This is a genomic window from Rathayibacter agropyri (genome assembly GCF_013249015.1).
GTDB lineage: Bacteria > Actinomycetota > Actinomycetes > Actinomycetales > Microbacteriaceae > Rathayibacter > Rathayibacter agropyri.
This window is the reverse complement of the sequence record NZ_JABRPL010000001.1, coordinates 224,826-249,137: the sequence shown is the minus strand read 5'-3', so window position 1 is coordinate 249,137 and position 24,312 is coordinate 224,826. Positions and strand designations below refer to the sequence as shown.

Below are 24,312 nucleotides of genomic sequence, written 5' to 3'. Positions count from 1 at the left end.
CGACACTCCGAAAGTGTATGCGGCACCACCGACATCGCTCGGAGCGTTCGCTGGCCGCTGATCGCGAAGCCCCTATCCCTGTGAATCACGAGAGGTGGCCCGCCTTCTCCATCTGCCTGAGTTCGCGCTTGAGTTCCTGGACCTCGTCGCGCAGCCGCGCCGCCAGTTCGAACTTGAGTTCTCCTGCGGCCTGGAGCATCTGCCCGTTGAGGTCGGCGATGATCGCCTCGAGATCGTTGCCGCCGTTGGCCGCCAGACCCTGTCGGCGCAGGTTGGGCGTGGGGCTCTTCTTCTTCGAGTCGCGCCCCGCGAGGAGCTTCGCGGTATCGGCCCCCTCGCGAGCGAGGGCATCGGTGATGTCGGCGATCTTCTTGCGCAGCGGCGTCGGATCAATGCCGTGATCGAGATTGTAGGCGACCTGCTTCTCGCGCCGGCGATCGGTCTCGTCAATTGCGAGGCGCATCGAGTCGGTGACCCGGTCGGCGTACATGTGCACCTCACCCGACACGTTGCGGGCCGCGCGGCCGATGGTCTGGATGAGCGACGTGGACGAGCGGAGGAAGCCCTCCTTGTCGGCGTCGAGGATCGCGACGAGCGAGACTTCGGGCAGGTCGAGTCCCTCCCGGAGCAGGTTGATGCCCACGAGGACGTCATAGACGCCGGCGCGCAGCTCGGAGAGCAATTCGACCCGGCGGAGGGTGTCGACGTCGGAGTGGAGGTAGCGCACGCGGACGCCGGCCTCGGTGAGGAAGTCGGTGAGTTCCTCCGCCATGCGCTTGGTGAGCGTGGTGACGAGGACGCGCTCGTCGCGCTCGGTTCGGCGCGTGATCTCCTCGAGCAGGTCGTCAATCTGGCCCTTGGTCGGCTTGACCACAATCTCCGGGTCAATGAGGCCCGTGGGCCGGATGATCTGCTCGACGATGCCATCGGCGATCCCCATTTCGTAACGACCCGGCGTCGCCGAGAGGTAGACGGTCTGACCGACGCGGGCCTTGAACTCCTCCCACTTCAGCGGGCGGTTGTCCATCGCCGAGGGCAGGCGGAAGCCGTGCTCGACGAGCGTCCGCTTGCGGGAGGCGTCGCCCTCGTACATCGCGCCAATCTGCGGAACGGTGACATGCGACTCGTCGATGACGACCAGGAAGTCGTCGGGGAAGTAGTCGAGCAGGCAGTGCGGAGCCTCACCAGACTCACGCCCGTCGATATGGCGGGAGTAGTTTTCGATGCCGGAGCAGAAACCAATCTGCTGCATCATCTCGAGGTCGAAAGTGGTGCGCATCCGCAACCGCTGGGCCTCGAGCAGCTTGTTCTGCTTCTCGAGATCGGCGAGACGCACCTCAAGTTCCTGCTGAATGGTGTCGATCGCGCGGTGCATGACGTCCTGGCTGGCGACGTAGTGCGAGCCGGGAAACACCGACACGGACTCGAGCTTGCGCACGATGTCGCCGGTGAGCGGATGCAGCGTGTACAGCGCCTCGATCTCATCGCCAAACATTTCGATGCGGATCGCGAGTTCTTCGTACATCGGGATAATCTCGATCGTGTCACCGCGCACCCGGAAAGTGCCGCGCGCAAAATCGACGTCGTTGCGCGCGTATTGCATAGAGACGAACTTGCGGATCAGACGGTCGCGGTCGACACGTTGGCCGACCTGTAGTGCCACCATCGCCTCGAGATACTGCTCCGGCTGGCCGAGGCCGTAGATGCAGGAGACGGTGGAGACAACGATCACATCGCGGCGGCTCAGCAGCGAGTTCGTGGTCGAGTGCCGCAGGCGCTCCACCTCGGCATTGACGGAACTGTCCTTTTCGATGAAGGTGTCGGTCTGCGGGACGTAGGCCTCTGGCTGGTAGTAGTCGTAGTACGACACGAAGTACTCGACCGCGTTGTTCGGGAAGAGTTCGCGGAACTCGTTGGCGAGCTGCGCGGCGAGCGTCTTGTTGTGGGCCAGCACGAGGGTCGGGCGCTGAACCGCCTCGACCAGCCAGGCCGTGGTGGCCGACTTGCCTGTGCCAGTGGCGCCCAGCAAAACGACGTCGGTCTCGCCAGCGTTGATCCGAGCGCTCAGATCGGCGATCGCCGCGGGCTGGTCACCGCTCGGCTTGTACTCGCTGACGACCTCGAACGGGTGCACGGCACGGGTTGGCTCCATGGTCTGAAGCGTAGCCGCGACCACCGACACTGCGGGCGCGGTGCGCTCCCGGCGAACGGTGCTCCCCGGGCCCGACACTGCGCGGTTTGCAGGGGTTTCGGCGTCCATCAGTCACGGGGATGCGGCGGAGAGCGCTCCCGCGCTCAGAAGTCCTGCACATCGCACGAGGCCCTGCGAATCGTACGGGGTCAGCGTGCGAGGTGCTCCCAGAGCGCGTCGGTGCGCATGAGCGTCTCGTCCAGGGTGCCGGAGGAGTCGACCACGACGTCGGCGAGGGCGAGACGCTCCTCGTCGCTCGCCTGCGAGGAGACCCGGGCGCGCGCGTCCTCCTCCGTCATGCCGCGTAAGGAGACCAGGCGCTCAACGCGGACCTGCTGCGGGGCGTGCACAACGACGACCTCGTCGAACTCCCCCGAGCCGCGGCCCTCAGCGAGGAGCGGGACGTCGTAGACCACCACGGCGTCCGGGTCGGCCTCCGCCGCCGCCGCGAAGAGGCGCTGCGAGAGGAGGGTCACCGCCGGATGGGTAATCGCGTTCAGATCCGCCCGCGCGGCCGCATCCGAGAACACGATCGCGCCGAGTGCTGCGCGGTCGAGCGCCCCGTCTGGGCGGATGACGGTCGGGCCGAACCGCTCAGCAATCGCCGCGAGCGCGGGCTCCCCCGGCTCGACGGCTTCGCGCGCGAGCCGGTCGGCGTCGATGACGACGGCCCCGTGCTCGGCGAGTCTGCGGGCGACGGTGGATTTGCCCGAGGCGATGCCTCCGGTGAGGGCGACGAGGTGCACGGAGCCACCCTATCCAGCACACGGCATGGTCGGGAGACGCCGAACGGCCAGCCCCGAGGGACCGGCCGTTCGATGCGATGTGCTCGTGATCAATTGGTCGAGGACAGCTTCTCGCGGAGCGCGGCGAGCGACTCGTCATCGGCGAGCGTGCCACCGACGGCGGACTCACCGGTGAAGCCGGTACCGACCGAGACGCCCTCGGAGACGGTGGCCGCCTCTTCCTGCGACTTGACGACCTGCGCCTTGTGGGCCTCCCAGCGAGCCTGTGCAGCGGCGTACTCCAGCTCCCACGCTTCGCGCTGCGACTCGAAGCCCTCGCGCCACTCGTTGGTCTCGGGGTCGAAGCCCTCGGGGTACTTGTAGTTCCCCTGGTCGTCGTACTCCGTCGCCATGCCGTAGAGAGCCGGGTCGAACTCGGTGCTCTCCGGGTCGACACCCTCGTTCGCCTGCTTGAGCGAGAGGGAGATGCGGCGACGATCGAGGTCGATGTCGATGACCTTGACGAACACCTCTTCACCGACCGAGACAACCTGCTCGGCAAGCTCGACGTGCTTGCCCGACAGCTCGGAGATGTGGACGAGGCCCTCGATGCCATCCGCGACGCGCACGAACGCACCGAACGGAACCAGCTTCGTGACCTTGCCCGGCGCGACCTGCCCGATCGCGTGAGTACGGGCGAAGACCTGCCACGGGTCCTCCTGGGTCGCCTTGAGCGAGAGCGACACGCGCTCGCGGTCGAGGTCGACCTCGAGGATCTCGACGGTGACCTCCTGGCCCACCTCGACGACCTCGGAGGCGTGCTCGATGTGCTTCCAGGAGAGCTCGGAGACGTGGACGAGACCGTCGACGCCACCGAGGTCGACGAACGCACCGAAGTTGACGATCGACGACACGACGCCCTTGCGGACCTGACCCTTGTGCAGGTTGTTCAGGAACGTCGTGCGGCTCTCGGACTGGGTCTGCTCGAGGAGCGCGCGACGCGACAGGACCACGTTGTTGCGGTTCTTGTCGAGCTCGAGGATCTTCGCCTCGATCTCCTGGCCGAGGTATGGCGTGAGGTCGCGGACGCGGCGCAGCTCGATGAGCGAGGCCGGGAGGAAGCCGCGAAGGCCGATGTCGACGATGAGACCGCCCTTGACGACCTCGATGACCGAACCGGTGACGACGCCGTCGGACTCCTTGATCTTCTCGACGTCACCCCACGCACGCTCGTACTGAGCACGCTTCTTCGAGAGGATCAGGCGACCCTCCTTGTCCTCCTTCTGGAGAACCAGGGCTTCGACGCTGTCACCCACGTTGACGACCTCGGAGGGGTCGACGTCGTGCTTGATAGAGAGTTCGCGCGAGGGGATGACGCCCTCGGTCTTGTACCCGACGTCGAGGAGGACCTCGTCGCGGTCGATCTTCACGACGATGCCTTCGATGAGGTCACCGTCGTTGAAGAACTTCAGAGTCTTTTCGACCGCGGCAAGAAAGTCTTCAGCAGACCCGATGTCGTTGATCGCGACCTGCTTGGTTGCCTTGTCGGTCGTTGCGGTTGTCATTAAGGGATGCTCCAGGATGGATAAGTCTCGGGCGGCGGTTACCGGCGGGCCTGATGGCACGCGTACACGGTGACCACCGCGATGGTGAGGGATGTGCCTCCCGCGTGACGGGTGACGCTCGTCGGGCCGGCGGACCGGTCCTCCTCGCGCGCTACAGGCACAGCGGCGCCACGGATGTGACTCCCCAACTTTAGTCATCCCGGGAGGTGCGTGGCAATCTGCCGACACTCGCCCGTGCGCCCTCAGCCTGCGAGGCTCGCCCGAAGAGTGTCCAGGCCCACTCCACCGAGGTCGAGCGCGCGCCGGTGAAAGCCTGCGAGCGAGAACGCTGCCCCCTCGCGGACCTCGGCGTCGTCGCGCAGCTGCTCCCAGATCCGCTGCCCGATCTTGTAGGACGGAGCCTGCCCCGGCCAGCCGAGGTAGCGGTTGACCTCGAAGCGCACGAAGGCGTCATCCATGTTCACATTGGCGCGCATGAACTCCAGCGCCGAGTCCGCGGTCCAGAGGTGATCGGAGCCGGGCATCCGCTTCTGCAGGTGCACCCCGATGTCGACGACGACGCGGGCGGCGCGCATCCGCTGACCGTCGAGCATGCCGAAGCGGTCGGCCGGGTCATCGAGGTAGCCAAAGCGCTCCATGAGTCGCTCGGCGTAGAGCGCCCAGCCCTCGGCGTGCCCGGACGTGCCGGCCAGCTGCCGGCGCCAGGTGTTGAGCCGCGCGCGGTTGTAGACGGCCTGCCCGATCTGCAGGTGATGGCCCGGCACGCCCTCGTGGTAGACCGTGGTCAGCTCGCGCCAGGTCGCGAATTCGGTCACGCCGGCCGGCACCGACCACCACATGCGACCGGGACGCGAGAAGTCATCGCTCGGGCCGGTGTAGTAGATGCCGCCCTCCTGCGTGGGTGCGATGCGGCACTCGAGACGGCGCACCTCCTCCGGGATCTCGAAGGCGGTGCCGGCGAGTTCGCGGACCGACCGGTCGCTCGTCTCCTGCATCCACTGCTGAAGCGCGTCGACACCGTGCAGGGTGCGTGACGGATCGGTGTCGAGGTGCGCGATCGCCTCGGCAACGGAGGCGCCGGGCAGAATCTCGCGCGCGATCGCCTCCTGCTCGGCCGTCATGCGAGCGAGTTCCTCGATCCCCCACTCGTACGTCTCGTCGAGGTCGACGACCGCACCGAGGAAATGGCGCGAGCGCAGTGCGTAGAGTTCGCGCCCGACGGCGTCCTGCTCGGAGGCGACGGGCGCGAGTTCGGCGCGCAGGAACCGGGCGAGCCCTGCGTACGCGGTGCAGGCCCGGCGGGCGCCGTCTTCCAGCCGCTGCGCGAGCGACGCGGGCAGCGAGCCCGCAGCTGGCGCGGCCTCGGCGGCCAGCGCGGCGAAGAAACCCCTGGGTGCGCCGATCTTCTCGGCCTGCTCGGCGACGAGCAGCACCTGGCGGCGCGCCGGAACGACTCCGGTACGGATGCCCTCGCGCAGGGTCTCGGCGTGCCCCGCGAGCGCGGCGGGTACGGCGAGCATCCGCTCGGCGACCGCCTCCCAGTCGGCGACCTCGTCGGTCGGCATCAGGTCGAAGACGTCGCGCACCTCCTGCGTGGGTGAGGCGATGACGTTCACGTCGCGCAACGGCAGTCCGGCCTCGTGGCTCTCGAGGGAGAGGCGCAACTCGGCGCCGAGGTCGGCAAGCGTCACGCGGTCGACGTCATCGACGGGCTCGGCGCGCTCGAGATCGGCGAGGGCGGAGGCGGAGGCGGCGCGTACGTGTTCGAGACCCGCAGGCGAGTAGTCGCCCAGACGGCTGTTCGCCTCGGGCCGACCGATCGCCGTGCCGAGGGTCGGGTCGAGGTCGACGAGCGTGTCGACCCAGCGTTCAGCGACCCGGTCGACTGCGGTGGGCTCGCGGGGGATGTCGGTGCTCATGCCTTCGAGCCTAGCCAGGGGCGCGCGCTCCTCGGGCGGCCGCATGCCGGTCAGTGGGCCGCCACGTCCCAGTTCGCGCCGTGGCCCACCTGTACCTCGAGGGGCACGCTCAGATCGGCGGCGCCCGCCATCCGCTCGCGGACGATGCCCTCGAGCGACTCCTCCTCGCCGGGAGCGACGTCGAAGATGAGCTCGTCGTGCACCTGGAGGAGCATCCGCGAGCCGAGCCCGCGCTCGTTGAGATCGGACTGGATCCGGATCATCGCGAACTTCATGATGTCGGCCGCTGACCCCTGGATGGGAGAGTTTAGAGCCGCTCGCTCGGCGTTGTCGCGGAGGACCCGATTGCCGCTCTGCAGGTCGGGGAAGGGCCGGCGGCGCCCGTAGATCGTCTCGGTGTATCCCGTCTCACGCGCCTGCTCGACGACGCTGCGGAGGTAGTCGCGCACGGCACCGAAGCGGACGAAGTAGTCGGTCATCAACTGCTTGGCCTCAGCGCTCGAGATGCGCAGCTGCTTGGAGAGGCCGAACGCGCTCAGCCCGTAGGCGAGGCCGTAGGACATCGCCTTCACCTTGTTGCGCATGGCCGAGGTCACCTCGCCCGGCTCCACGCCAAAGATGCGCGAGCCGACGAAACGGTGCAGGTCCTCGCCGCTGTGGAATGCCTCGATCAGCCCGGCGTCGCCGGAAAGGTGCGCCATGATCCGCATCTCGATCTGTGAGTAGTCGGCGGTGAGCAGGGTGCTCGCGTCGGCTCCGTGCACGAAGGCGGTGCGGATGCGGCGACCGACCTCGCTGCGGACGGGGATGTTTTGCAGGTTGGGGTCGTTGGACGAGATGCGGCCCGTCGCGGTTCCGGTCTGGTCGTAGGTCGTGTGAATCCGGTGGTCGTCGGTGATCGATTTTTCGAGCGTCTCAATGATTTGCTTGAGTTTTGTCGCATCGCGATGCTCAAGCAGCAGGCCGAGGAACGGGTGCGGATGCGATTCCTGGAGGTCGGCGAGGGCGGAAGCATCGGTCGTGTAGCCGGTCTTGGTCGCGCGGGTGCGCGGCATATCAAGCTCCTCGAAGAGGACCTGCTGGAGTTGCTTCGGTGAGCCGAGGTTCATCTCGTGCCCGATCTCGGCGAAGGCGCGGCTCGCGAGTTCGGCGGAGGTGATGGTCAGCTCCCCGCGCAGGCGCTCCAGAACATCGGCGTCGATTGCGACGCCGGAGAGCTCCATCGTCGCGAGCACCTGCACGATTGGCAGCTCGATGTCGACAAGCACCGACAGCATTCCTTCGCCGAGCCGCTCGGTGAGAGCGCCAACCAGCCGGAATGCGTACCACGCTTCGGTGGCAGGGCCCATCGGCTCGACCGTGGGGACGAGCTGATTCGGGTCGCCCTGTGCCATCGTCTCGTCGAGGTGCTGCGAGACCTGCCCGGCCAGGGTCGCGGGGTGGCCGGAGGGCTGGAGCAGCCAGGAGGCGACCCGCGTGTCGAAGGCGAGACCCCCCACCGGCAGGCCGGCACCGCGAAGCGCCTTGATCTGCGGCTTCGCATCGGCGAAGTACTTGGGTGCCGGACCTGCAAGCCAGTCTTCCAGCGCGGTGTAGTCGGGGCGTTCGGCGGCCCAGGGCACGAACGCCGTCTCCTTCTCTACCGCGAGACCGACGCCCTCGAGCCCATCGGCGCCGAGCTGCACCTGCACCGCAACCGGCGCCGAGCCCTGCGCCGAGACACGGTCGAGCCAGTGCGCCAGCTCCTCGTCGACCAGCGTGCGCACGGCAGGGGCAGCGGTCGTGACCACATCGCCCGCGAGAGCAGCGGCTGCTCCATCGACCCCCTCCTCGGCGGCGATCGTGAGCACGCGCTCCTGGAGCGTCTTGAACTCGAGGCGGCTGAAGATCTCGCGCACCGCGTCGGGGTCGATGGCACGGCGAGTGAGGTCGTGCGGGCCAAGCGGCAATTCGACGTCGGTCACGAGGCGGTTGAGACGACGATTGCGGAGCGCGTTCTCCTTCTGTTCGCGGAGCTTCTCGCCCACGACCCCCTTGATCTCCTCGGCGTGGGCGATGATGTCGGCGACAGTGCCGTACTGGTTGACCCACTTCGCCGCGGTCTTCGGACCAACCTTGTCCACTCCGGGCAGGTTGTCGCTGGTCTCGCCGACGAGCGCCGCAATCTCGGGGTACTGGTGCGGCTCGACTCCGTACTTCTCGAACACCTTGTCGCGGTCGTAGCGGGTGAGCTGCGACACTCCCTGGGTGGAGGGGTACAGCAGGGTGACCTCGGGGGTGACCAGCTGGATCGTGTCGCGGTCGCCTGAGACGACGAGGACCCGGAAGCCCGCCTCGGCACCCTGGCGCGCAAGCGTCGCGAGGATGTCGTCGGCCTCGAAGTCTTCCTTCGAGACCGTGCGAATGTTCATGGCGTGCAGGGCCTCCTCGAGAAGAGGGACCTGACCCTTGAACTCGGGCGGAGTCTCTCCGCGAGTGCCCTTGTACTCGGGGTACTCCCGCGTGCGGAACGAGTAGCGCGAGATGTCGAACGCGACGCCGAGGTGCGTGGGCTTCTCGTTCTTCAGCAGCAGGATGAGCATCGACAGGAAGCCGTGAATGGCGTTCGTGTGCTGGCCGTCGCGGGTCTGGAAGCTGTCGACCGGGAGCGCGTAAAACGCCCGGAACGCCAGGGAATGGCCGTCGACGAGCAGGAGGGTAGGCTGTTCCGGATCTGACACAGGGCCAGACTACACAGCGCCTCCGACACCGGATCGGGCCCGGTCGCGACCGTCCGCCGCACCGGCTCCGAGGCTCCAGGACGAGGAGTACCGTGACCGAGCAGCCCCCCAGCGAGACGTTCTGGATCCGCCCGCCGGCCCTCGATCTGGTCACCGCGATCGGTCGCGGCATGGGAGAACTCGCCGAGCGAATGGGCATCGTCTGGCACGAGATGAGCCCCCAGCACTCCGTCGCGTCGATGCCCGTCGAGGGCAACCGCCAGCCGGTGGGGATTCTGCACGGCGGTGCTCACGTGGTGCTGGCGGAGTCGATGGGCTCGATCGCGGCGAACGTGCACGCGGGTGCTGGCCGATTCGCGATGGGGATCGAGCTGAACGCGAGCCACAGCCGCTCCATCGCCTCCGGCTTCGTCGTCGCGACGTGCGACGCGATTCACCTCGGCTCGACGCTGACCACGCACGAAATCGTCGTCCGCGACGAGGCAGGCCGCCGCCTCTCGACCGTACGAATCACGAACATTCTCCGCGATCGGTAAGTCGTCCGTCCCGAGAGCACCTAGGGCCGGGTTTCTCCTCCGCGCCGGGAGGCGGAGGTCTCGCTGCCAGCGGCAACCGTCGGCGCTGTCAAGCCGTCAACGCTGTCAAGCACAGAGAAGATACGTACTATGCAGTCCCGAGCAGGGGTGACACTGGTGCGATGACTGTTCGTGATCTCCTCAAGAGCCTCCCGTCCCTGCCGCGGGAGCTGCCCGACTTCGATGCGGAGGGGGCGCCCGCCGACCCGATCGAGCTCTTCGCGCAGTGGCTCGAGGAGGCGAAGAACGCCGGGCAGCTACTCCCCCACGGTGCCACCCTGTCGACGGCCGCCGGCGACGGAACTGTCTCGGCGCGGATTCTCGTGCTGCGCGACATCGACACCACCGGCTGGGCGTTCTCGACGCACGCATCGAGCCCGAAGGGACGCGCACTGGCCGAGAACCCGCATGCGGCCCTGACTTTCTTTTGGCCCGTGCAGGGTCGGCAAGTCCGCGTCGAGGGCACCGTCGAACGGGCCTCGGCGCGGGAGTCGGCCGATGACTTCCGCCGCCGGTCCGAGGCCGCACGCACGGCGCTCCTCGTCGGTCGTCAGAGCGAGCCGATGCGGACCGCTCAGGACTTCGGCCTCGTGACTCTGCAGACGAGCGTCGCCGTCGGCTGCTCCCCCGCGACCCTCGACCGCGACTGGGCCGTCTACCGCGTGGTGCCGGAGCGGATCGAGTTCTGGCAGGGGTCGGCCGCGCCCGAGCAGGACCATGTGCGCCTCGAATACCGGGCGGGAACATCGGAGGCGGGCGACTCCCCGTGGGAGCGCACCCGCCTCTGGCCGTGAACGAACGGGCGCTACGCCTTCTTCGGGCTGAGCTGCTCGATGATCGCCTGGGCGACGTCGTGCATGGTGAGGCGGCGGTCCATCGACGCCTTCTGAATCCAGCGGAACGCCTCGGGCTCGGTGAGCCCCATCTTCTCGTTGAGCAGGCCCTTCGCGCGATCAACCAGCTTGCGGGTCTCGAAGCGCTCAACCATGTCGGCGACCTCGGCTTCGAGGGTGAGGATCTGGGCGTAGCGCGAGAGAGCGATCTCGATCGCGGGAAGCAGATCGCTGGGCGTGAACGGCTTGACGACGTAGGCGAGGGCACCGGCTTCGCTGGCGCGCTCGACGAGTTCTTTTTGGCTGAAAGCAGTGAGCAGGACGACCGGCGCGATATGCGCCTTCGAGAGGCGCTCGGCAGCGGAGATGCCGTCGAGCTGAGGCATCTTGACGTCCATGATGACGAGGTCTGGACGAAGCTCGGTAGCGAGTGCCACAGCGGTCTCGCCGTCTCCGGCCTCACCGACGACCTCGAATCCGTTATCGCGGAGGATTTCCACGATGTCGAGGCGGATGAGCGATTCGTCTTCGGCGACGACGACCCGACGGGGCGCGGTCGACGAGGGTTCCTGGTCAGTCACGCACGGAAGCCTACGGTATTCTCAGCAGGGTCGTGATGAGCCGGTGTGGCGGAATGGCAGACGCGGGGCACTCAAAATGCTCTGCCCGAGAGGGCGTGTGGGTTCGAGTCCCACCACCGGTACCGCGGGGCGGATTGACGCCGATCTCCCGTGACGCATCGCAGGCGGCTGACGGCGCCGTCTCACCTCGGGTCCGCCGCGAGAGATGACAACTGTCATGCCATACCGGTGATACCCCACTCTGCTCGAGGACCGGCAGTCCAGCCAACCTGGGCTGATGATCGCGTCGAATCCACTCTCGCCTCCGTTGATCGGCGATGCCGACGACGAGGACACCGCCGTGACCGTCGCAGGACTGGTCGTCGAGTACGGGCGCTCCCGCGCTGTGGACGGTATCGATTTCTCGGTCCGCCGGGGCGAGGTTTTCGGCCTGCTCGGCACGAATGGGGCGGGCAAGACCACAACCCTGGACGTGCTGGAGGGCTTCAGGGCGCCGACGCAGGGCTCGGTCCGGGTCCTCGGCGCCGACCCGCTCGTCGACCACGATCGCATCGCACCACGCCAGGGGATCATGCTGCAGGACGCAGGCTTCTTCGAGGACCTGACGGTGGCGCAGACTGTGGGCTCGTGGCGGCGCTTCTACCCTCGCTCGCGGACGATCGGGGAGTCGCTTGATCTCGTCGGCCTCGAACACCGAGCGCGCGTCCGGGTGAAGCAGCTTTCTGGAGGCGAGCGCCGTCGACTCGACCTCGCTCTCGCGCTGCTCGGCCACCCCGAGCTGCTGTTCCTCGACGAGCCGACGACGGGCATGGATCCGGAGGGCCGTCGCCGCTCGCTCGAGATCGTGCGCTCGCTTGTCGATGAGGGACTCACCGTCATCCTGACCACCCACTACCTCGACGAAGCAGAGCAGCTCGCCGACCGCGTGGCGATCATGCACCGCGGCACGATCCGCGTGCAGGGCACGCTGACCGAGGTGCTTGCTTCTCACCGCACCAGCACGGTCGCCTTCGAGACGAGGGCCCTCGGCACACAGCTGGAGGAGTTGCTGCGAGGATTCGCCGCTGACGTGCGCCCGAGCGCTGGGAGCAGCGCGGTGAGCTTCGCAAGCACCGGCCCACAAGCCGACCTCACCCGGCTCCTCGAGCGCGCGTCGCGGCTGAGCCTCGAGTTGGACGCGATCACGGTCTCGCATTCCTCGCTCGAAGACCTCTTCCTCACGCTGGCCACCGAGGACAACCCCCACGACGGAGGACACTGATGACCCCCCCTGCTGCGACGCACTCTGCCCTTCCCGCGATGCGCACCCTCCGCCTCCTGGCCGCGCACGTGGCCCTCAGCCAGCGCGTGTACTGGAAGGACGTCGCCTTCGCCCTGGTAGGAGCAGTCATGCCGCTCGCGTTCGGGCTTCTTCCCGCCGCCCTCGCCGACGTCGACGCGCGGATCGAGGGCGTGTCGGCGCGGTCATGGCTGCTCTCAGGCGGCCTGGCCGTCGCCCTCGTCTTCGTCGTCTACAACGTCATCAATTCGGCGGCCAGGAGGCGGGAGCAGCGCATCTACAAACGCCTGCGCTGCGCTCCCGTCCCCGCGCACGCAGTGCTGCTCGGGGAGGCAATTTCTAGCGCGATCCCGGCGGTCGTGCAGGTGACAGTGGTTATCGTCGCCGGACGCCTCTGGCTCGGCGTGGAGTGGCCGGCCAATTGGCCGCTCCTCATCGTGGTCGTACTGGTGGGGCTCACTGCCCTCGCGATGCTCGCCTTCGGAGTGTCGGGACTGCTGCCCTCGGGCGAGATCGCCACGTGGATCGTCACGCCCGTGCTGGCGGCCCTGCTCTTCTTCTCCGGCGCGTTCGCCACGATGCCGGACACGCCAGTCCTGGACTCTGTGAGGCCCTACGTTCCCTCGGCCGAGATCGTGGACACCGTGCGCACGGCCTACCTCGGCTACGACGTCTCCGGCTCCTCGGTCGGCGGGCAACTGGGCGTGATGGAGGGCTTCGGCTCGACCTGGCATGCCCTCGTGCTTCTGGGGGTCTGGGCGGGACTCGGGCTCATGCTCTTCAACTCCTTCTTTCGGTGGGACCCGCGGACGCGGTGACTGCTCGTCCCCGATCGGAAAGGACCTCACCGTGGACATCTCCACCTTCCTCAACCAGTTCGGTTTCGTGGCCGGAATTGCTCTCGGCGTCTGCGCCGGCGCGATCGGACTGGTGCGCAATCTCGCTCGTCGTCGGCGCGAACGCTGACCCTCCCCCCTCACAGCGCAGTGCGCCACCACTCGCGACACGTCAAAAACGGACACGACGCGACCAGCATCGACTCCCCTGACCAGGAACGACACGGGAGAGGCGAGTTCTGATCTGGTCACAGCATCTCTCGGTGATGCTGTCGCCATCTCTTGACGGCCGGAGGCGAGCTTTGCTTCCGTATGCTGCACGAGTGCACGAACTTGAGGGAACACCAGTGATCCGATGGCGACGGCTGTCGGCGGAATCGCGCGTCAGCTTCGTTGGCAGCGTCCTGATCGCTGTCTTCCTCCTCATCGTGTCGATGATCATTGCTACCAAGCCGAGTACCCCTCCGTCGCCAACCTCCGTCGCTGCGCAGCTCGGCCTCATCATCGTGGTGGCGATCGTGACCGTCGCGTCGGTGAGAGTAGCGTCCGGTGCTCCCCGCACAACTTCTCTCCTCCTGGCGCTGATCGTCGTTGGGCCCCTCGTCCTCGCAAGCGGATGGATGGCGGACTGGACTCTGAGCTGCGTCTGGGCCGCGTGCGTTTTTCTCGCCTACGGCGGTGGGCCGGGGCTGATCGCGCTCTGCGCAGTCCTGACGAACCTCGTCCTTGAGGTCTTCAGCACGCCCGACTGGTCGGTCGACGATCTGAGCCTGCTCGTGACGATGCCCGTGCTCACTGTCTTCGCGATGTACATCCCCATTCGCCTCGCCGTCGTCACCGACGGCCTCGTCTACACCCGCGAGGAGGTGGCGCGACTCAGGGTCGACGAGGAGCGCTACCGGATCTCGAGGGATCTGCACGACATCCTTGGCCGCACTCTTGTCGCCGTCTCGTTGCGCGAGCAGGCCGTGCTGCGCCTCCTCGAGCTCGGGAGCACTGACGAGGCTGCGGTGCAGCTGCGTGCGTCAAGCGCGATCGTGGCTGAGGGTCAGGCGGCGCTGCGCTCACTCACTAACGGACCCGTTTCCGCCGACCTCCACGTCGAGCTGCGCTGCGCGCAGGAACTCTGCGAGCAGGTCGGGATCGCTTGGGACAGCCGAATCGACGGCGCTGGCGACACAGAGACGCAGCGACTGGCTGCCGTGATCGTGCGCGAGGCGGTGACCAACATGCTGAAATACTCACGCCCTCGGCGCTGCTGGGTTCGGGTGAGCGAGGATGACGGGGTGCTCGAACTCTCGATCGCGAACGACGGTTGCCCGGTCAACACGGCGAGGAACACGCGCGGGACGGGGCTGCAAAGCCTCCGCTCGCGCTGGGAGGCGATCGGGGGCGTGCTGGAGGCCGGCAGTCCGGAGCCCGGGACGTTCCGTGTGCTCGCGCGGCTCCCCGTCGGCATCAGCGGCTTGCGTTCCTCAGCTGCGGTCGGCGTCGATGGGCGGACCTCACCCCCATCGACTCCCCCCGTCCACTCGGATCGATCGGGAGAGCTGACGTGAGGACGTTGCGCATTCTCATCGCCGAGGACATCGACCTCGTCGCGGAGGCGTTCGAGGTGCTGCTCGGCATCGAACCGGACTTCGAGATCGTCGGACGCGTGACGCGCGGCGACCTCGTCGTCGAGGCGGCCCTCCGGCTACGACCCGACGTCGCGCTGCTCGACGTCGAGATGCCCGGCCGCAACGGGATCGAGGCCACGGCCGATCTGCGGGCGGCGGGGGTCGACTGCGCGATTCTCCTGCTGACTGCCCTTCCCGGTCATGGACACGTGCCGCGAGCGCTCAGCGCCGGCGCGAACGGCTACCTGGTCAAGTCGACCACCGGCTCGCGCCTCACCGAGGGGATCCGGACCGTCGCCGCCGGCGGCACGGCGATCGACCCGCAGCTCGCGGCAGAAGCGCTTCGCGCGGGAGCCAACCCGCTTACGGAGCGCGAGATCGAGCTACTCCGGCACGTCGCCGCGGGCCGGCGGACGGCAGCGATCGCGGCAGCGATGCACCTCAGTCAGGGCACCGTGCGCAACTACCTGTCGAACGCCATGACGAAACTGAACGCGACAACCCGCTCCGAGGCCGTCACCGCAGCACGAACCGCCGGCTGGCTCTGAGCCGCGGCCCTGCGCGCGCACCTCTCAGGCGCGGGCGCGAGCGGCCCTGATGCCCCAGTCGGCGCCCGGGAAGCCCTGATCGTCTTCCTCGTCGCGCGGAGACGGCAGCGACCGGGAGGCGCTCGGAGCGGAGCCGAGGAGGAACTCGCCGACCGACGACTCCTCGAGGTAATCGAGACCGAACGCCCGAACCGACGCCTCGCTGTCGCCGCTGCCCAGACCGCACGCCCCGATCTTCATTGCTGAGGCGACGAGATACATCGTCTGATACAGCACCCCGACGTGCTTGAGCGAGACGGCGTAGGCAATCGAGCGGTACTTCCACTGCAACCGTTGGAACCGCGAGGTGATGGTGAGGAGCACGTCCGGCTGCACGGTGCCCCCGGCCGAGAGCGAGGCGGCCGCGAGCAGTGCTTCACGATCGGTCCCGGAGGTATCGAGCCGTCGAAGGCGGTGCGCGTCGGGCTCGTAGTGGTAGCTACCGGGCTCGAGACCTGCCGCACGACGCACGGTGAGATACAGCTCGAGCTCGTAGGCCGAGCCTCCGCTGGGATACGGGCGATGGGACGCCTGGTAGAGCAGGCCCGGGCCAGGCTCACGGACCGCCGAGACCCGCGCGGTCCGGAACAGGAACTCGCCGAGCTCATCCAGGGTCAGCGGCTGCTCGCCGAATGTCCTGCAGGAGTGTCGGGTCTCCATTGCCAGGAGGAGAGACGGATCGCGCTGGAGGACGTCGGTGAACGACGGCGCCGGCAAATCGATGAGCGGCCCCGCATGGCGCTCCCGGACGGCTGGCCGGGGCTCGATGCGACCGGTGTGCGGAAAAATCCCGCCGAACGGCTCCGCCGTGCGGCCGAACCGGGACCGGGAGTGAAAGAGCAGATCGTGGAAGTCCCACTGGCGCAACACCGGGTCGGTCTCGCTGGGGAACGTCCCGGATGTGCGCTCCGCCACCTCAAGGACGCCCGCGCCGAGCATCAGCTCCAGGATCTCGCGCGCGGCCGAGGCGGGGAGGACGCAGGCGAGCCGCCCCTCGAGGTCATCGACGCGAGAGGCACGCGCGGTCGCGGCGAGGAGGAGGCCCAGGCCGTCATCGAGGGCGATGACGCGAGACCCGGCGACGGGCGACTCCATAAGCAGCTCGTCGTTCTGTCGATGGCTGTACGAAAAGGGGCTAGAACGGACGAGGTCAGCCGGCTCGAGCGGCACCGGTTCGATCGGAGACTCCCCCGCCCGCAGGGGCTCGGCGAGCGCCAGAGTCCGGTTCCCGAGTCGGACGGCGGTGAGGACACATCCGCGGACCATCTGCGGCAGACGAGCGAACTCGGCGGCGAGTGACTCCTCGTCCAGGATCGAGGTGGCGGCCGAGTCGAGGTCGGCGAGGGCTCGGGACAGAGCCGACGAGAGCCCCGTCAGACGGGCTACCGGGGTGCCGCGGACGCTCACCGTGAGGCGACCGTCTCCCGAATCGGCGAACGCGACTCCCGGTCGCAGGCCGAGGGACCGAGTGCGGCTGCCCATCGGCGACGTGGGGACGCTCTGCGCGCGGGCGGTGAAGGTGCCCATCAGATGAAGATCCCGATCGGGTTCAGCTCGTCCTCGGGAGTGGGCGAGTCGAGCCATCCCCTCCGCACGGGGACCTCGTAGAGCCGTCCCGGCGCAAACCTCGGCCAGAAGTGGCGAAGACCCGGGACGATCACCCTCACCACGGGCAGGCCGATGTCGACGCGGGTCTGGTCCAGTACAAGCATCTCCATCCCCGCCTCCTCGACGATGCGCTGGGCGGTTCGCACGTCCGCCGCGAGATCCCCGGTCGACAGGTCCTCGTAGTCGCCAGAGCGGACCGGCTGAAGGGAGTCGTCTGGCGCGAGGAAAGGGTTGTCCTCGATGGTGGCGGTCTTCCAGAACTCCACCTGCGCCACGTCATCGAAGCGGTAGCTACCAGTGCCGTCCGACGGCATATCGGCCACCGGCGAGAGGAACTGGTTCATCTCGCTGAGCGCGCGTCCCACGGCGATTCCCAGGTCGAAGTGGCTGCCGAGGGCGAAGAGGATGTCCTGCGCCGGCTTGTCCGTCCGCCGACTCACGGCGACGACCGTGGGGATGCCCAGGTCGGTCGTGATGTCGAGTACCCAGGCTTCCCGTCCGAGCCGACGGTACTGCTCCCGCCACGCTGAGACGTACGGATCATCGAAGCTGTCGAGGTCGATCCGGCGCCGGCGGAGGCGGTTGTACCACCAGATCGCGGTCGCGTCGCGCTCCACTAGCTCCATGAAGCCCTGCAGCACGGCGTCCTCCAGCGACGAGCCGGCTGCGCAGCCATTGGAGTTCGATGAGGCGTTGAACGGGCTCGCCTCCGGCTGGAAGGCGTAGAACAGTGCGGAGGTGGGGACAAGGATGTGGCGCTCGCGGGTGAGCGAATACACCGGCGTCCACTCGATCTGTGCGTCCGGGTCGAGCTGATCGCCCACCCAGTGGAAGTGCGACGGGCGAGCGTTCCAGTCGTCGCGGTTGCGGAACTGCGCCTCGCTGAAGTGGTGCAGCGTGTTGGGATGCACAGCGCGGTCGGGGCCGAGCTCGCTCCAGCGGGCGAGTACCCGCGGCTCGTCGCCGTGGAAGAGGCCGGAGTAGCGCTCGATGGCCTCACCAAGGGCGCTCGCCTCGGCCTGAGCGCGTGACTTGCCTTTGCCGCAGCTCAGGCTTCGCAGCCCCGCCCGGAGATCGGCGAGACCCCGCATGGGGACGGCGAAGTTCTGACCGGCCGTATAGACGAAAAGGTCCTCGCCGTGGCGCGGCATCTCGGTGAGGTGGCTGACGGGCCCGGTGATCGGACTCACGAAGTGCCGGTAGCGGGCGGTGAAGTCCTCCGGGCTCATCGCGCGATGGCCCCCATCGCCCGTGGTCACGGCCGCTCGCGACTGCAACCGCACGGGCGCGGCCATCCTGTCGGTCTGGAGGGTGCTGTCGCCGCAGACGGCGCACTGCGGACGTGGGTCAAGTCGGTGGCGGACGGAGCGCAGGGTGCCCAGGTCCACGGTCGTGACGTCGCCCGCCCGGCGGGCATCCTCCGTGGGCACCTCGGCCGGACGAGCCAGCCGGACAGCAACCGCGTGCGCTGCGAGCGCGAGGGCCGCCGTTGTCCCGGAGGCGAGCCCGAGAGCAGTGGGCACCGGGTCACCGCACAGCGCCCCTCGCTGTCGGAAGTACGATTGGGAGAGATTCTTGCTGTGCAGGCGCACGTGCAGGCACTCGAAGCACGCAGTCTCACCCGGGGTGACCATCGGGCCGAACCACGCCGACTCACCGTACGGACGCACCGGCATCCACGGCAGGCCCCGTCGACATGCCTCGCGATTGATGCTCCTGAGCTCGGCACGCTGATAATCGTCGGTCACGACCAGGAGGAAGCGAGCCGACTCCGGTACCTCGCGCAGCTCGCGGTGGCGGGTGACGGGCAGGCCCGTCCCCCGAAGGGCGGCGTCGATGTCGAGTTCACCGGCACGACCGAGGGCGAGGACGTCGAGCGTCGCGGCGTCGAGTCGGCGAACTGCGTCGTCGGCGTCGAAGCCCAGCTGCTCGAAGTAGCCAGCGCGCGCGCTGTCGATTCCCGGGTCCGCCTCGATCACGTGGCCGGAGTTCAGCAGTGCTTCCACGGCGTGGTGCGCCGCACGCTCGCCCAGCACTGCGCCGAGCCGATCCACGACCTGGGCGCGGCTGAGCGTGCCATCCAGGAGGGGAAACGCGGCTGAGACGGCCGTACCGTGCAGTCGCTTACTTGCGCCGCGCTCAGAGGTGATGAAGACGCCGTCACCGGGAACGGGAGTGATGCTCTCGTCGCGGCGGAAACGCAGGACGGGGACGGTCATGGACGGACTCCTTGCGGGGTGAGAAGGGGGCAGGGTTCGAGATCGCGGCGGGAGGCCGACGCGACGAGCGAGGCGAGACGGTGCGGGTCGCGGGTGGCGACGCAGTGGAGACGACCGTCGCGCAGGAGCAGCACCTGATCGGCGCACAGGATCGTGCTGAGGCGGTGGGCCACCACGATCCGCGTCACCTGGAGTTCCGCGACCGCCGCGACCACTTCGGCCTCCGTCGTCGGGTCGAGGGCACTCGTCGCCTCATCGAGCAGCAGAACGGAGGGTGCGCCGACCAGTGCTCGCGCCAGCAGGATCCGCTGCTCCTCTCCCCCGGAGAAACCGCTGCGACCGTCGCTGATCCTCGTCTCCAGGCCCATCGGGAGGCTCGCGACGAGGTCATCCAACCCGGCGCGACGCAGTGCGAGTCGGATCGCCGCGTCGTCGATCCCCTCCCGGAAGCCGGTCACCGCCTCGCGGAGCGTGCCGCGCAGGAGTCCACCGCCCTGCGCGACGACGGCGAGACGCCGGCGCAGATCCTGCTCGGGAAGTCGGCAAACATCGACACCGTCGAGGAGGACAGCGCCGCCCTCGGGTGATGCGAGGCCGAGTACCAGGTGCAGGAGCGTTGACTTGCCCGATCCTGACGGACCGATGACGGCGACCATCTCGCCAGGGGCCACGCTGGCGCTCGCGCCGCAGAGCAGCGGAGTGGAAGCGCCGGGGAAACGGAAGTGGAGGTCCTGCAGGTCGAGACGCCCGGCGGCACCGCTCGCCGCCTGCGGCTGGGGCACAGCGGCCGACTCGGTCGTGCGGGTCTGCCGCTCCCCGCCGAGGACAGGCCGCAGGCGGCGGTCGGCAAGCGCGAGCGAGAAGAGCGCAGGGACCACGGGAATGAGCCGCGCGACCGCCGATCCCAGCTGGACGGCGAGGATCGCCAGAGTGCCGATCCCCACCGCTCCCCCGCCCGAGTCAAGGACCGCCGGGCAGAGCACAGCGAGGAAGATCGCCGGCGTCGCCTGCAGCACCGCGGTCGCCGGGTCGGCGACACGCAAGCCCGCACGGTCGGCGTCCTTCTGGCGGGTGAAGCTCGCCTGCCACTGCGCCTGCACGTGGCTGTGCGCCCGGAAGACCTCGACCTCGTCGCGTCCGATCAGGGCGGGGTAGAGAGTGGCCTGGGCCGACTCCACCTCCTGCATCACTGCGAGGTCCTGCTTCTGCTGACGATGGAAGAGCTGGAGCGCGACGGCACCGATGCCCGTCATAACGATGAGCGCCCGCGTGGCCAGCCACGGATCGATGACGGCGAGCATCATCGTTATCGCCGCGACCGAGAGGCTGGCCAGAAGCGCCTCGAGTGAGTGCGGGCCCAGGAGGCGACGGACCATGCTCATGCTGCCCGCGTAACCGAGCAGTTCGCGGATCGAGCGCGACGTGAAGAAGTGCAGAGGTTGCCGCAGGAGCGCCGACCACACCGACTCCTCCAGCCGGGCGAGGAGTCGCCGCTGCGCCGAGAGTCCGGCCCGATCGGCGACGATGCCAACGAGCGCACCGATGAGCACGAGAACACTTGCCGCTGTCAGTGCCTCGGCGAGCCTCCCCTGCGGGACCAGCACGATCGCGGCCAGCAGAGCCGAGCCGGTCAGGAGGGTCGCGGCGAGAGTCGCCGCCGCCGCCAGCAGGAGAGTCCAGCGCACGTCGCGCGCGGCCGAGCGAAGGTGAGGGGCCAAGACCGACCCCTGCGCCTCGCGCGTGGCGCTCATCGCGCGTCCACCCGCGCGGCTCCTGACCGACCCGCGGCCTCGTGCAGGCCCTCCCCGTCGAGCACGAGAAGGCGCGCCTCCGGGACGTCGGTGACGCGGTGAGCAACCGAGACGACGGTGCGGTCGCGCAAGCGGGCGAGGATGCGGGCAGCGAGCCCGTCTTCGACGGCGCTCAGAGCTTCATCGAGCAGGAGGACCGGCGCCGCACCCGCGAGCGCACGAGCGAGAGCGAGGCGTTGGCGCTCGCCTCCGCTGAAGTTGGCACCGCCGTGCACCACGGTGGCGTCGAGACCACCGCGTGAACGCACGACCTCATCGAGTTCGACCAGCCTGAGCGCCACGGCAAGCGCGTCGTCGTCAAGCTCGCGCCCGAAGGCGAGCGCGTCGCGGACGGTGCCGTCCAGGAAGAGGGGTCGCTGCGGGACGTAGCCGACCAGTCCTGGTCCGCGAGCGACACGGCCGGCTGCGGGCACGTCCACACCGGCGAGCATTCGCAGGAGCGTCGACTTGCCGACACCGCTGCGACCGGTGATCACCAGGTGCTCCCCCGGCTCCACATCGAGGTCGATTGCGATGGCGCCCAGGGCGGAGACGGCGCGGGTACAGCGCAGCGCTCCGGGAACTAACGCATCGTCTCTCTGCTCGACGCGCTGGGTGATCGGCGGGACGTCATCAAGGACGCCCCACGCCTGCCGGAGCGTCGCGGCCGAGGGCACGACCTCGAGAACGGCAGTGACGCCGGCGAGGACGACGCCCGCGAGCAGCGGAATCACCGCGACAGCGAGGGAATCTGCCGTGTCGAGCCACGCGACGACCGTCACCAGGGAGACACCCAGCCCGCTCACCGCCTGGTGTGCGCGATCACCGAGCATGAGGCGCCGCCCAAGGCGCTCGCCCAGTGCATCGCACTGTTCCTGCTCGTTCTGCCAGCGCCGGAGCAGGGCCTCGGGCGCCGCCTCCATGCGCAGGACGTCGAGGGCACCGAGGGAGTGCATCAACTCGCCGTCCCTGGCTGCCTCGGCCGACGAGACGGCACGGGCTAGCGCCGCCGCGCCCTCCCCTCGCCAGCGGCCTAGGAGACTCACCGCGACCGCCACAAGAAAGGCGACGAGCCCTGCGCGCGGCGCGATGACCGTGAGAGCCGCGACGGAGATGACGGCCGTGAGCACCGCAGTGACCGCGCGCACGGCGAGGGCGGCGGAGGACTCCACGGCCGAGTCAAGACGCTGCGGACGCGTGGCCACCTCGCCCAGGAACCGAGCACGGGCGAACTCCGGTGTCACGCGGATGAGCCGCGAGACGAGTTCACGAGCGGCAGGCCGAACCGTGCGGTCACTGATCGCCGTCACGGTTGCGGCTCCCCACCAGCCGGCCAGCGCGGAGGCCGCGGCGGCGGCGAAGAGGCAACCGACGAGCGCATCCCGCGGCCACTCCAGCGCCCCGCCTGCGCGCAGGAGGACCGCCATGCCGAGCACGGTTGCGGCAGCGACGGCGCTCGCGAGAATCGCGAGAGCGACGATGACGCGCTGGCCCGGAGCGAGCATCCGCCACAGTCGCCCGAACGCGCCAGCGGGAGCGCGACCGCCCTGGCGAAATGCGGAACCGGGGGTGAAGCAGAGGAAAAGGCCCGTGCACGAGTCGATGAACTGGCCGCGCGGCAGCAGCGAGCGTCCCGAGGCCGGATCGACGACCGAGACCGAGTGCGTCGTCACGCGATCGACGACAACGAAGTGATGGTCGGCTCGCAGGGCGATCATCGGCAGGGTCAGGCGGGCCACGAGGACTCCGCTGTCACCGATCAAGCGGTGGGCGCGTGCCTCGAGCCCCTGTCCGGCGGCGGCGCGGAGAAGTCCGGCCGCGCTGGTGCCGCCGCGACCCGTGCCGGAGGCAGCGACCAGCTCACCGAGCGGAACGAGGCGCCCGTGCGCGGCGAGCACGGAGGAGAGACAAGCCGGACCGCAATCGGCCTCCTGCGACTGAGGGACGAACGGCGCCCTCATGCGGCTCCTCCCGCGGCGACACTAATCCGCACCGGCAGCGTGATGGGCGTGTGGATGCTCGGGAGAGGCGTCCAGGCGAGGTCGTCGAACTCCGCGCTCACGCCGAGAGTCGCCAGTCGCAGGACGACCGCCGCCACCTGCTGCCGAGCGAGAGCCGCCCCGAGACAGCGGTGCAGGCCGTGACCGAAGGAGAGCGAGGGCGGGCGCTCGCCGGGGAGGAAGGCAAGCGGATCGGGGAAACGCCGCGGGTCGAGTCCGGCCGACGCCTGGCAGAGCACGACGCGGTCGCCCGGGGAAAGCCGAATGCCGGCGACCTCCGCCTTCGAGCGCACCGCGCGGATGGAGTAGGGCAGCGGCGGGTCCAAGCGGAGTACCTCGTCAACGAACGGGCCCGCACAACGGGGGTCGCGCGCGATCTCGGCTGCCCGATCGGGGTGCTCGAGCAGGTTCAGGGCGGCCGTGGCGACCGCGGCCGCCACCGTGTCGACGCCGGTCATGTAGAGCAGCATGAGGAGACCGAGTGCCTCGCGCGCCGTCACATCCCCAGCAGCGACGGCCACTTGCAGAGAGGCGCCGACCGAGTGCGCGGGCAGGGTCGGCGCGCTCAGGATCTCCCGCAGCAGCGCGCACACCTGGGTAAAGCCTCTCTCATCGATGGGCGGGGTGGAGGCCGCTCCCTCTCCGAGGTAGGTGGTGGTGACGCGCGCGAGCATCGCGTGACCCGCGCGATCGAGTGCCTCCCAGAGCGGACGGGGGGCGCCGATCAGGGTCGCAATGACTCGAGTCGAGAGCGGATCGGCGACGGCTGAGACGAGATCGACCGTGTCACCCGTCGCTGCCGCGTCGACGAGTTCGGCCGCGAGAGCCGCGATCTGCGCGTCGAGGGACGTCACGTTCCGCGGAGTGAAATGGCTGAGGAGGATGCCGCGCAGCCGGGCGTGTGCCTCCGGCTCGCGAAAGGGAAGGGTCTCGGCGAAGAGATCGACGAAGGAGGGCACGGCGTCGCGCACGGCCTGCGGGAACCGCGGAGTCGGCATCTGGACCGCGTCGGAGGCGGTGATCGCGCGGATCTCGTCCGCGCCATACACAGCGACGAGCCGACCGCGGCGCAGCACAAGGTGATCGCTGGCTGCCTCTGCGAAAAGTTGGCGGAGGCGGCGACCGCGCGGGCCGCCAAGACCCAGATGGGCGAGCAGTCGGGCCTCTCGACCGGGAGTCATCACGTGCCCCTTCTCCTTGCGCTCGTGGTATGGCGATCCGAAACCGCGGCAACTCCGTCGCACGGGGAGTTGCTGTCGTGGCGA

17 protein-coding genes and 1 tRNA gene are annotated in these 24,312 nt (G+C 68.7%); 7 read left to right on the top strand and 11 right to left on the bottom strand.

The genetic code is table 11. The annotated features are described in order from the left end of the window. Nucleotides 1-85: 85 nt before the first annotated feature. The 5 genes from uvrB to polA form a co-directional block, all read right to left on the bottom strand. Nucleotides 86-2,152, bottom strand: a complete 2,067-nt coding sequence (uvrB, locus tag HRF29_RS01185; protein WP_173243446.1) for an excinuclease ABC subunit UvrB — start codon at nucleotides 2,150-2,152, stop codon at nucleotides 86-88. A gap of 188 nt (nucleotides 2,153-2,340) precedes the next feature. After that, complete coding sequence (gene coaE / locus HRF29_RS01180) at nucleotides 2,341-2,937, bottom strand: dephospho-CoA kinase (protein ID WP_173243443.1); 597 nt, start codon at nucleotides 2,935-2,937, stop codon at nucleotides 2,341-2,343. 89 nt (nucleotides 2,938-3,026) lie between these two features. Then, complete coding sequence (gene rpsA, locus HRF29_RS01175; protein WP_173243440.1) at nucleotides 3,027-4,481, bottom strand: 30S ribosomal protein S1; 1,455 nt, start codon at nucleotides 4,479-4,481, stop codon at nucleotides 3,027-3,029. Nucleotides 4,482-4,723: 242 nt separating this feature from the next. Next, nucleotides 4,724-6,400: a DUF885 domain-containing protein gene (locus HRF29_RS01170; RefSeq protein WP_173243438.1), complete on the bottom strand. Its 1,677-nt coding sequence runs from the start codon at nucleotides 6,398-6,400 to the stop codon at nucleotides 4,724-4,726. 50 nt (nucleotides 6,401-6,450) lie between these two features. After that, nucleotides 6,451-9,120, bottom strand: coding sequence for a DNA polymerase I (gene polA / locus HRF29_RS01165; protein WP_173243434.1), 2,670 nt, complete (start codon nucleotides 9,118-9,120; stop codon nucleotides 6,451-6,453). Between the two features lie 170 nt (nucleotides 9,121-9,290). On the opposite strand from polA, the gene HRF29_RS01160 reads away from it, so the two are divergent. Continuing rightward, nucleotides 9,291-9,656 (top strand): PaaI family thioesterase, encoded by a 366-nt coding sequence (locus HRF29_RS01160; protein ID WP_173245797.1) that lies wholly within the window; start codon nucleotides 9,291-9,293, stop codon nucleotides 9,654-9,656. 161 nt (nucleotides 9,657-9,817) lie between these two features. Then, a complete protein-coding gene (locus tag HRF29_RS01155; protein ID WP_173243431.1) occupies nucleotides 9,818-10,489 on the top strand; it encodes a pyridoxine/pyridoxamine 5'-phosphate oxidase in 672 nt (223 codons plus the stop codon). Nucleotides 10,490-10,500: 11 nt separating this feature from the next. Here HRF29_RS01155 and HRF29_RS01150 read toward each other — a convergent pair whose 3' ends face one another. Beyond that, complete coding sequence (locus HRF29_RS01150) at nucleotides 10,501-11,109, bottom strand: response regulator (RefSeq protein ID WP_173243428.1); 609 nt, start codon at nucleotides 11,107-11,109, stop codon at nucleotides 10,501-10,503. Nucleotides 11,110-11,148: 39 nt separating this feature from the next. Here HRF29_RS01150 and HRF29_RS01145 point away from each other — a divergent pair. The 5 genes from HRF29_RS01145 to HRF29_RS01125 all read left to right on the top strand — a co-directional run bounded on the left by HRF29_RS01145 (nucleotide 11,149) and on the right by HRF29_RS01125 (nucleotide 15,391). After that, nucleotides 11,149-11,231: transfer RNA gene (locus tag HRF29_RS01145), tRNA-Leu, on the top strand. Nucleotides 11,232-11,386: 155 nt separating this feature from the next. Then, complete coding sequence (locus tag HRF29_RS01140; RefSeq protein ID WP_173243424.1) at nucleotides 11,387-12,370, top strand: ABC transporter ATP-binding protein; 984 nt, start codon at nucleotides 11,387-11,389, stop codon at nucleotides 12,368-12,370. Beyond that, nucleotides 12,370-13,206, top strand: a complete 837-nt coding sequence (locus HRF29_RS01135) for an ABC transporter permease (RefSeq protein ID WP_173243421.1) — start codon at nucleotides 12,370-12,372, stop codon at nucleotides 13,204-13,206. Before HRF29_RS01140 ends, HRF29_RS01135 begins: the two co-directional genes overlap by 1 nt. 365 nt (nucleotides 13,207-13,571) lie before the next feature. Next, nucleotides 13,572-14,783, top strand: coding sequence for a histidine kinase (locus tag HRF29_RS15250; RefSeq protein WP_173243418.1), 1,212 nt, complete (start codon nucleotides 13,572-13,574; stop codon nucleotides 14,781-14,783). After that, nucleotides 14,780-15,391, top strand: coding sequence for a response regulator (locus tag HRF29_RS01125; RefSeq protein WP_173243414.1), 612 nt, complete (start codon nucleotides 14,780-14,782; stop codon nucleotides 15,389-15,391). Before HRF29_RS15250 ends, HRF29_RS01125 begins: the two co-directional genes overlap by 4 nt. Nucleotides 15,392-15,415: 24 nt before the next feature. Here HRF29_RS01125 and HRF29_RS01120 read toward each other — a convergent pair whose 3' ends face one another. From HRF29_RS01120 to HRF29_RS01100, 5 genes are read right to left on the bottom strand one after another with little or no spacing between them, the layout of a single operon-like run. Continuing rightward, nucleotides 15,416-16,957, bottom strand: a complete 1,542-nt coding sequence (locus tag HRF29_RS01120; RefSeq protein WP_173243411.1) for a SagB/ThcOx family dehydrogenase — start codon at nucleotides 16,955-16,957, stop codon at nucleotides 15,416-15,418. Beyond that, the gene (locus HRF29_RS01115) at nucleotides 16,957-19,257 is read right to left on the bottom strand and encodes a TOMM precursor leader peptide-binding protein (protein ID WP_173243408.1); all 2,301 of its coding nucleotides are present in this window, start codon (nucleotides 19,255-19,257) and stop codon (nucleotides 16,957-16,959) included. The genes HRF29_RS01120 and HRF29_RS01115 overlap by 1 nt, the downstream gene beginning before the upstream one ends. Next, on the bottom strand, nucleotides 19,254-21,008 hold the full coding sequence (locus HRF29_RS01110) for an ATP-binding cassette domain-containing protein (protein ID WP_173243405.1): 1,755 nt from the start codon (nucleotides 21,006-21,008) through the stop codon (nucleotides 19,254-19,256). The genes HRF29_RS01115 and HRF29_RS01110 overlap by 4 nt, the downstream gene beginning before the upstream one ends. Further along, on the bottom strand, nucleotides 21,005-23,008 hold the full coding sequence (locus HRF29_RS01105) for a cysteine peptidase family C39 domain-containing protein (RefSeq protein ID WP_173243402.1): 2,004 nt from the start codon (nucleotides 23,006-23,008) through the stop codon (nucleotides 21,005-21,007). The genes HRF29_RS01110 and HRF29_RS01105 overlap by 4 nt, the downstream gene beginning before the upstream one ends. Further along, the gene (locus tag HRF29_RS01100) at nucleotides 23,005-24,228 is read right to left on the bottom strand and encodes a cytochrome P450 (protein ID WP_173243399.1); all 1,224 of its coding nucleotides are present in this window, start codon (nucleotides 24,226-24,228) and stop codon (nucleotides 23,005-23,007) included. Before HRF29_RS01100 ends, HRF29_RS01105 begins: the two co-directional genes overlap by 4 nt. Nucleotides 24,229-24,312 lie beyond the last annotated feature (84 nt).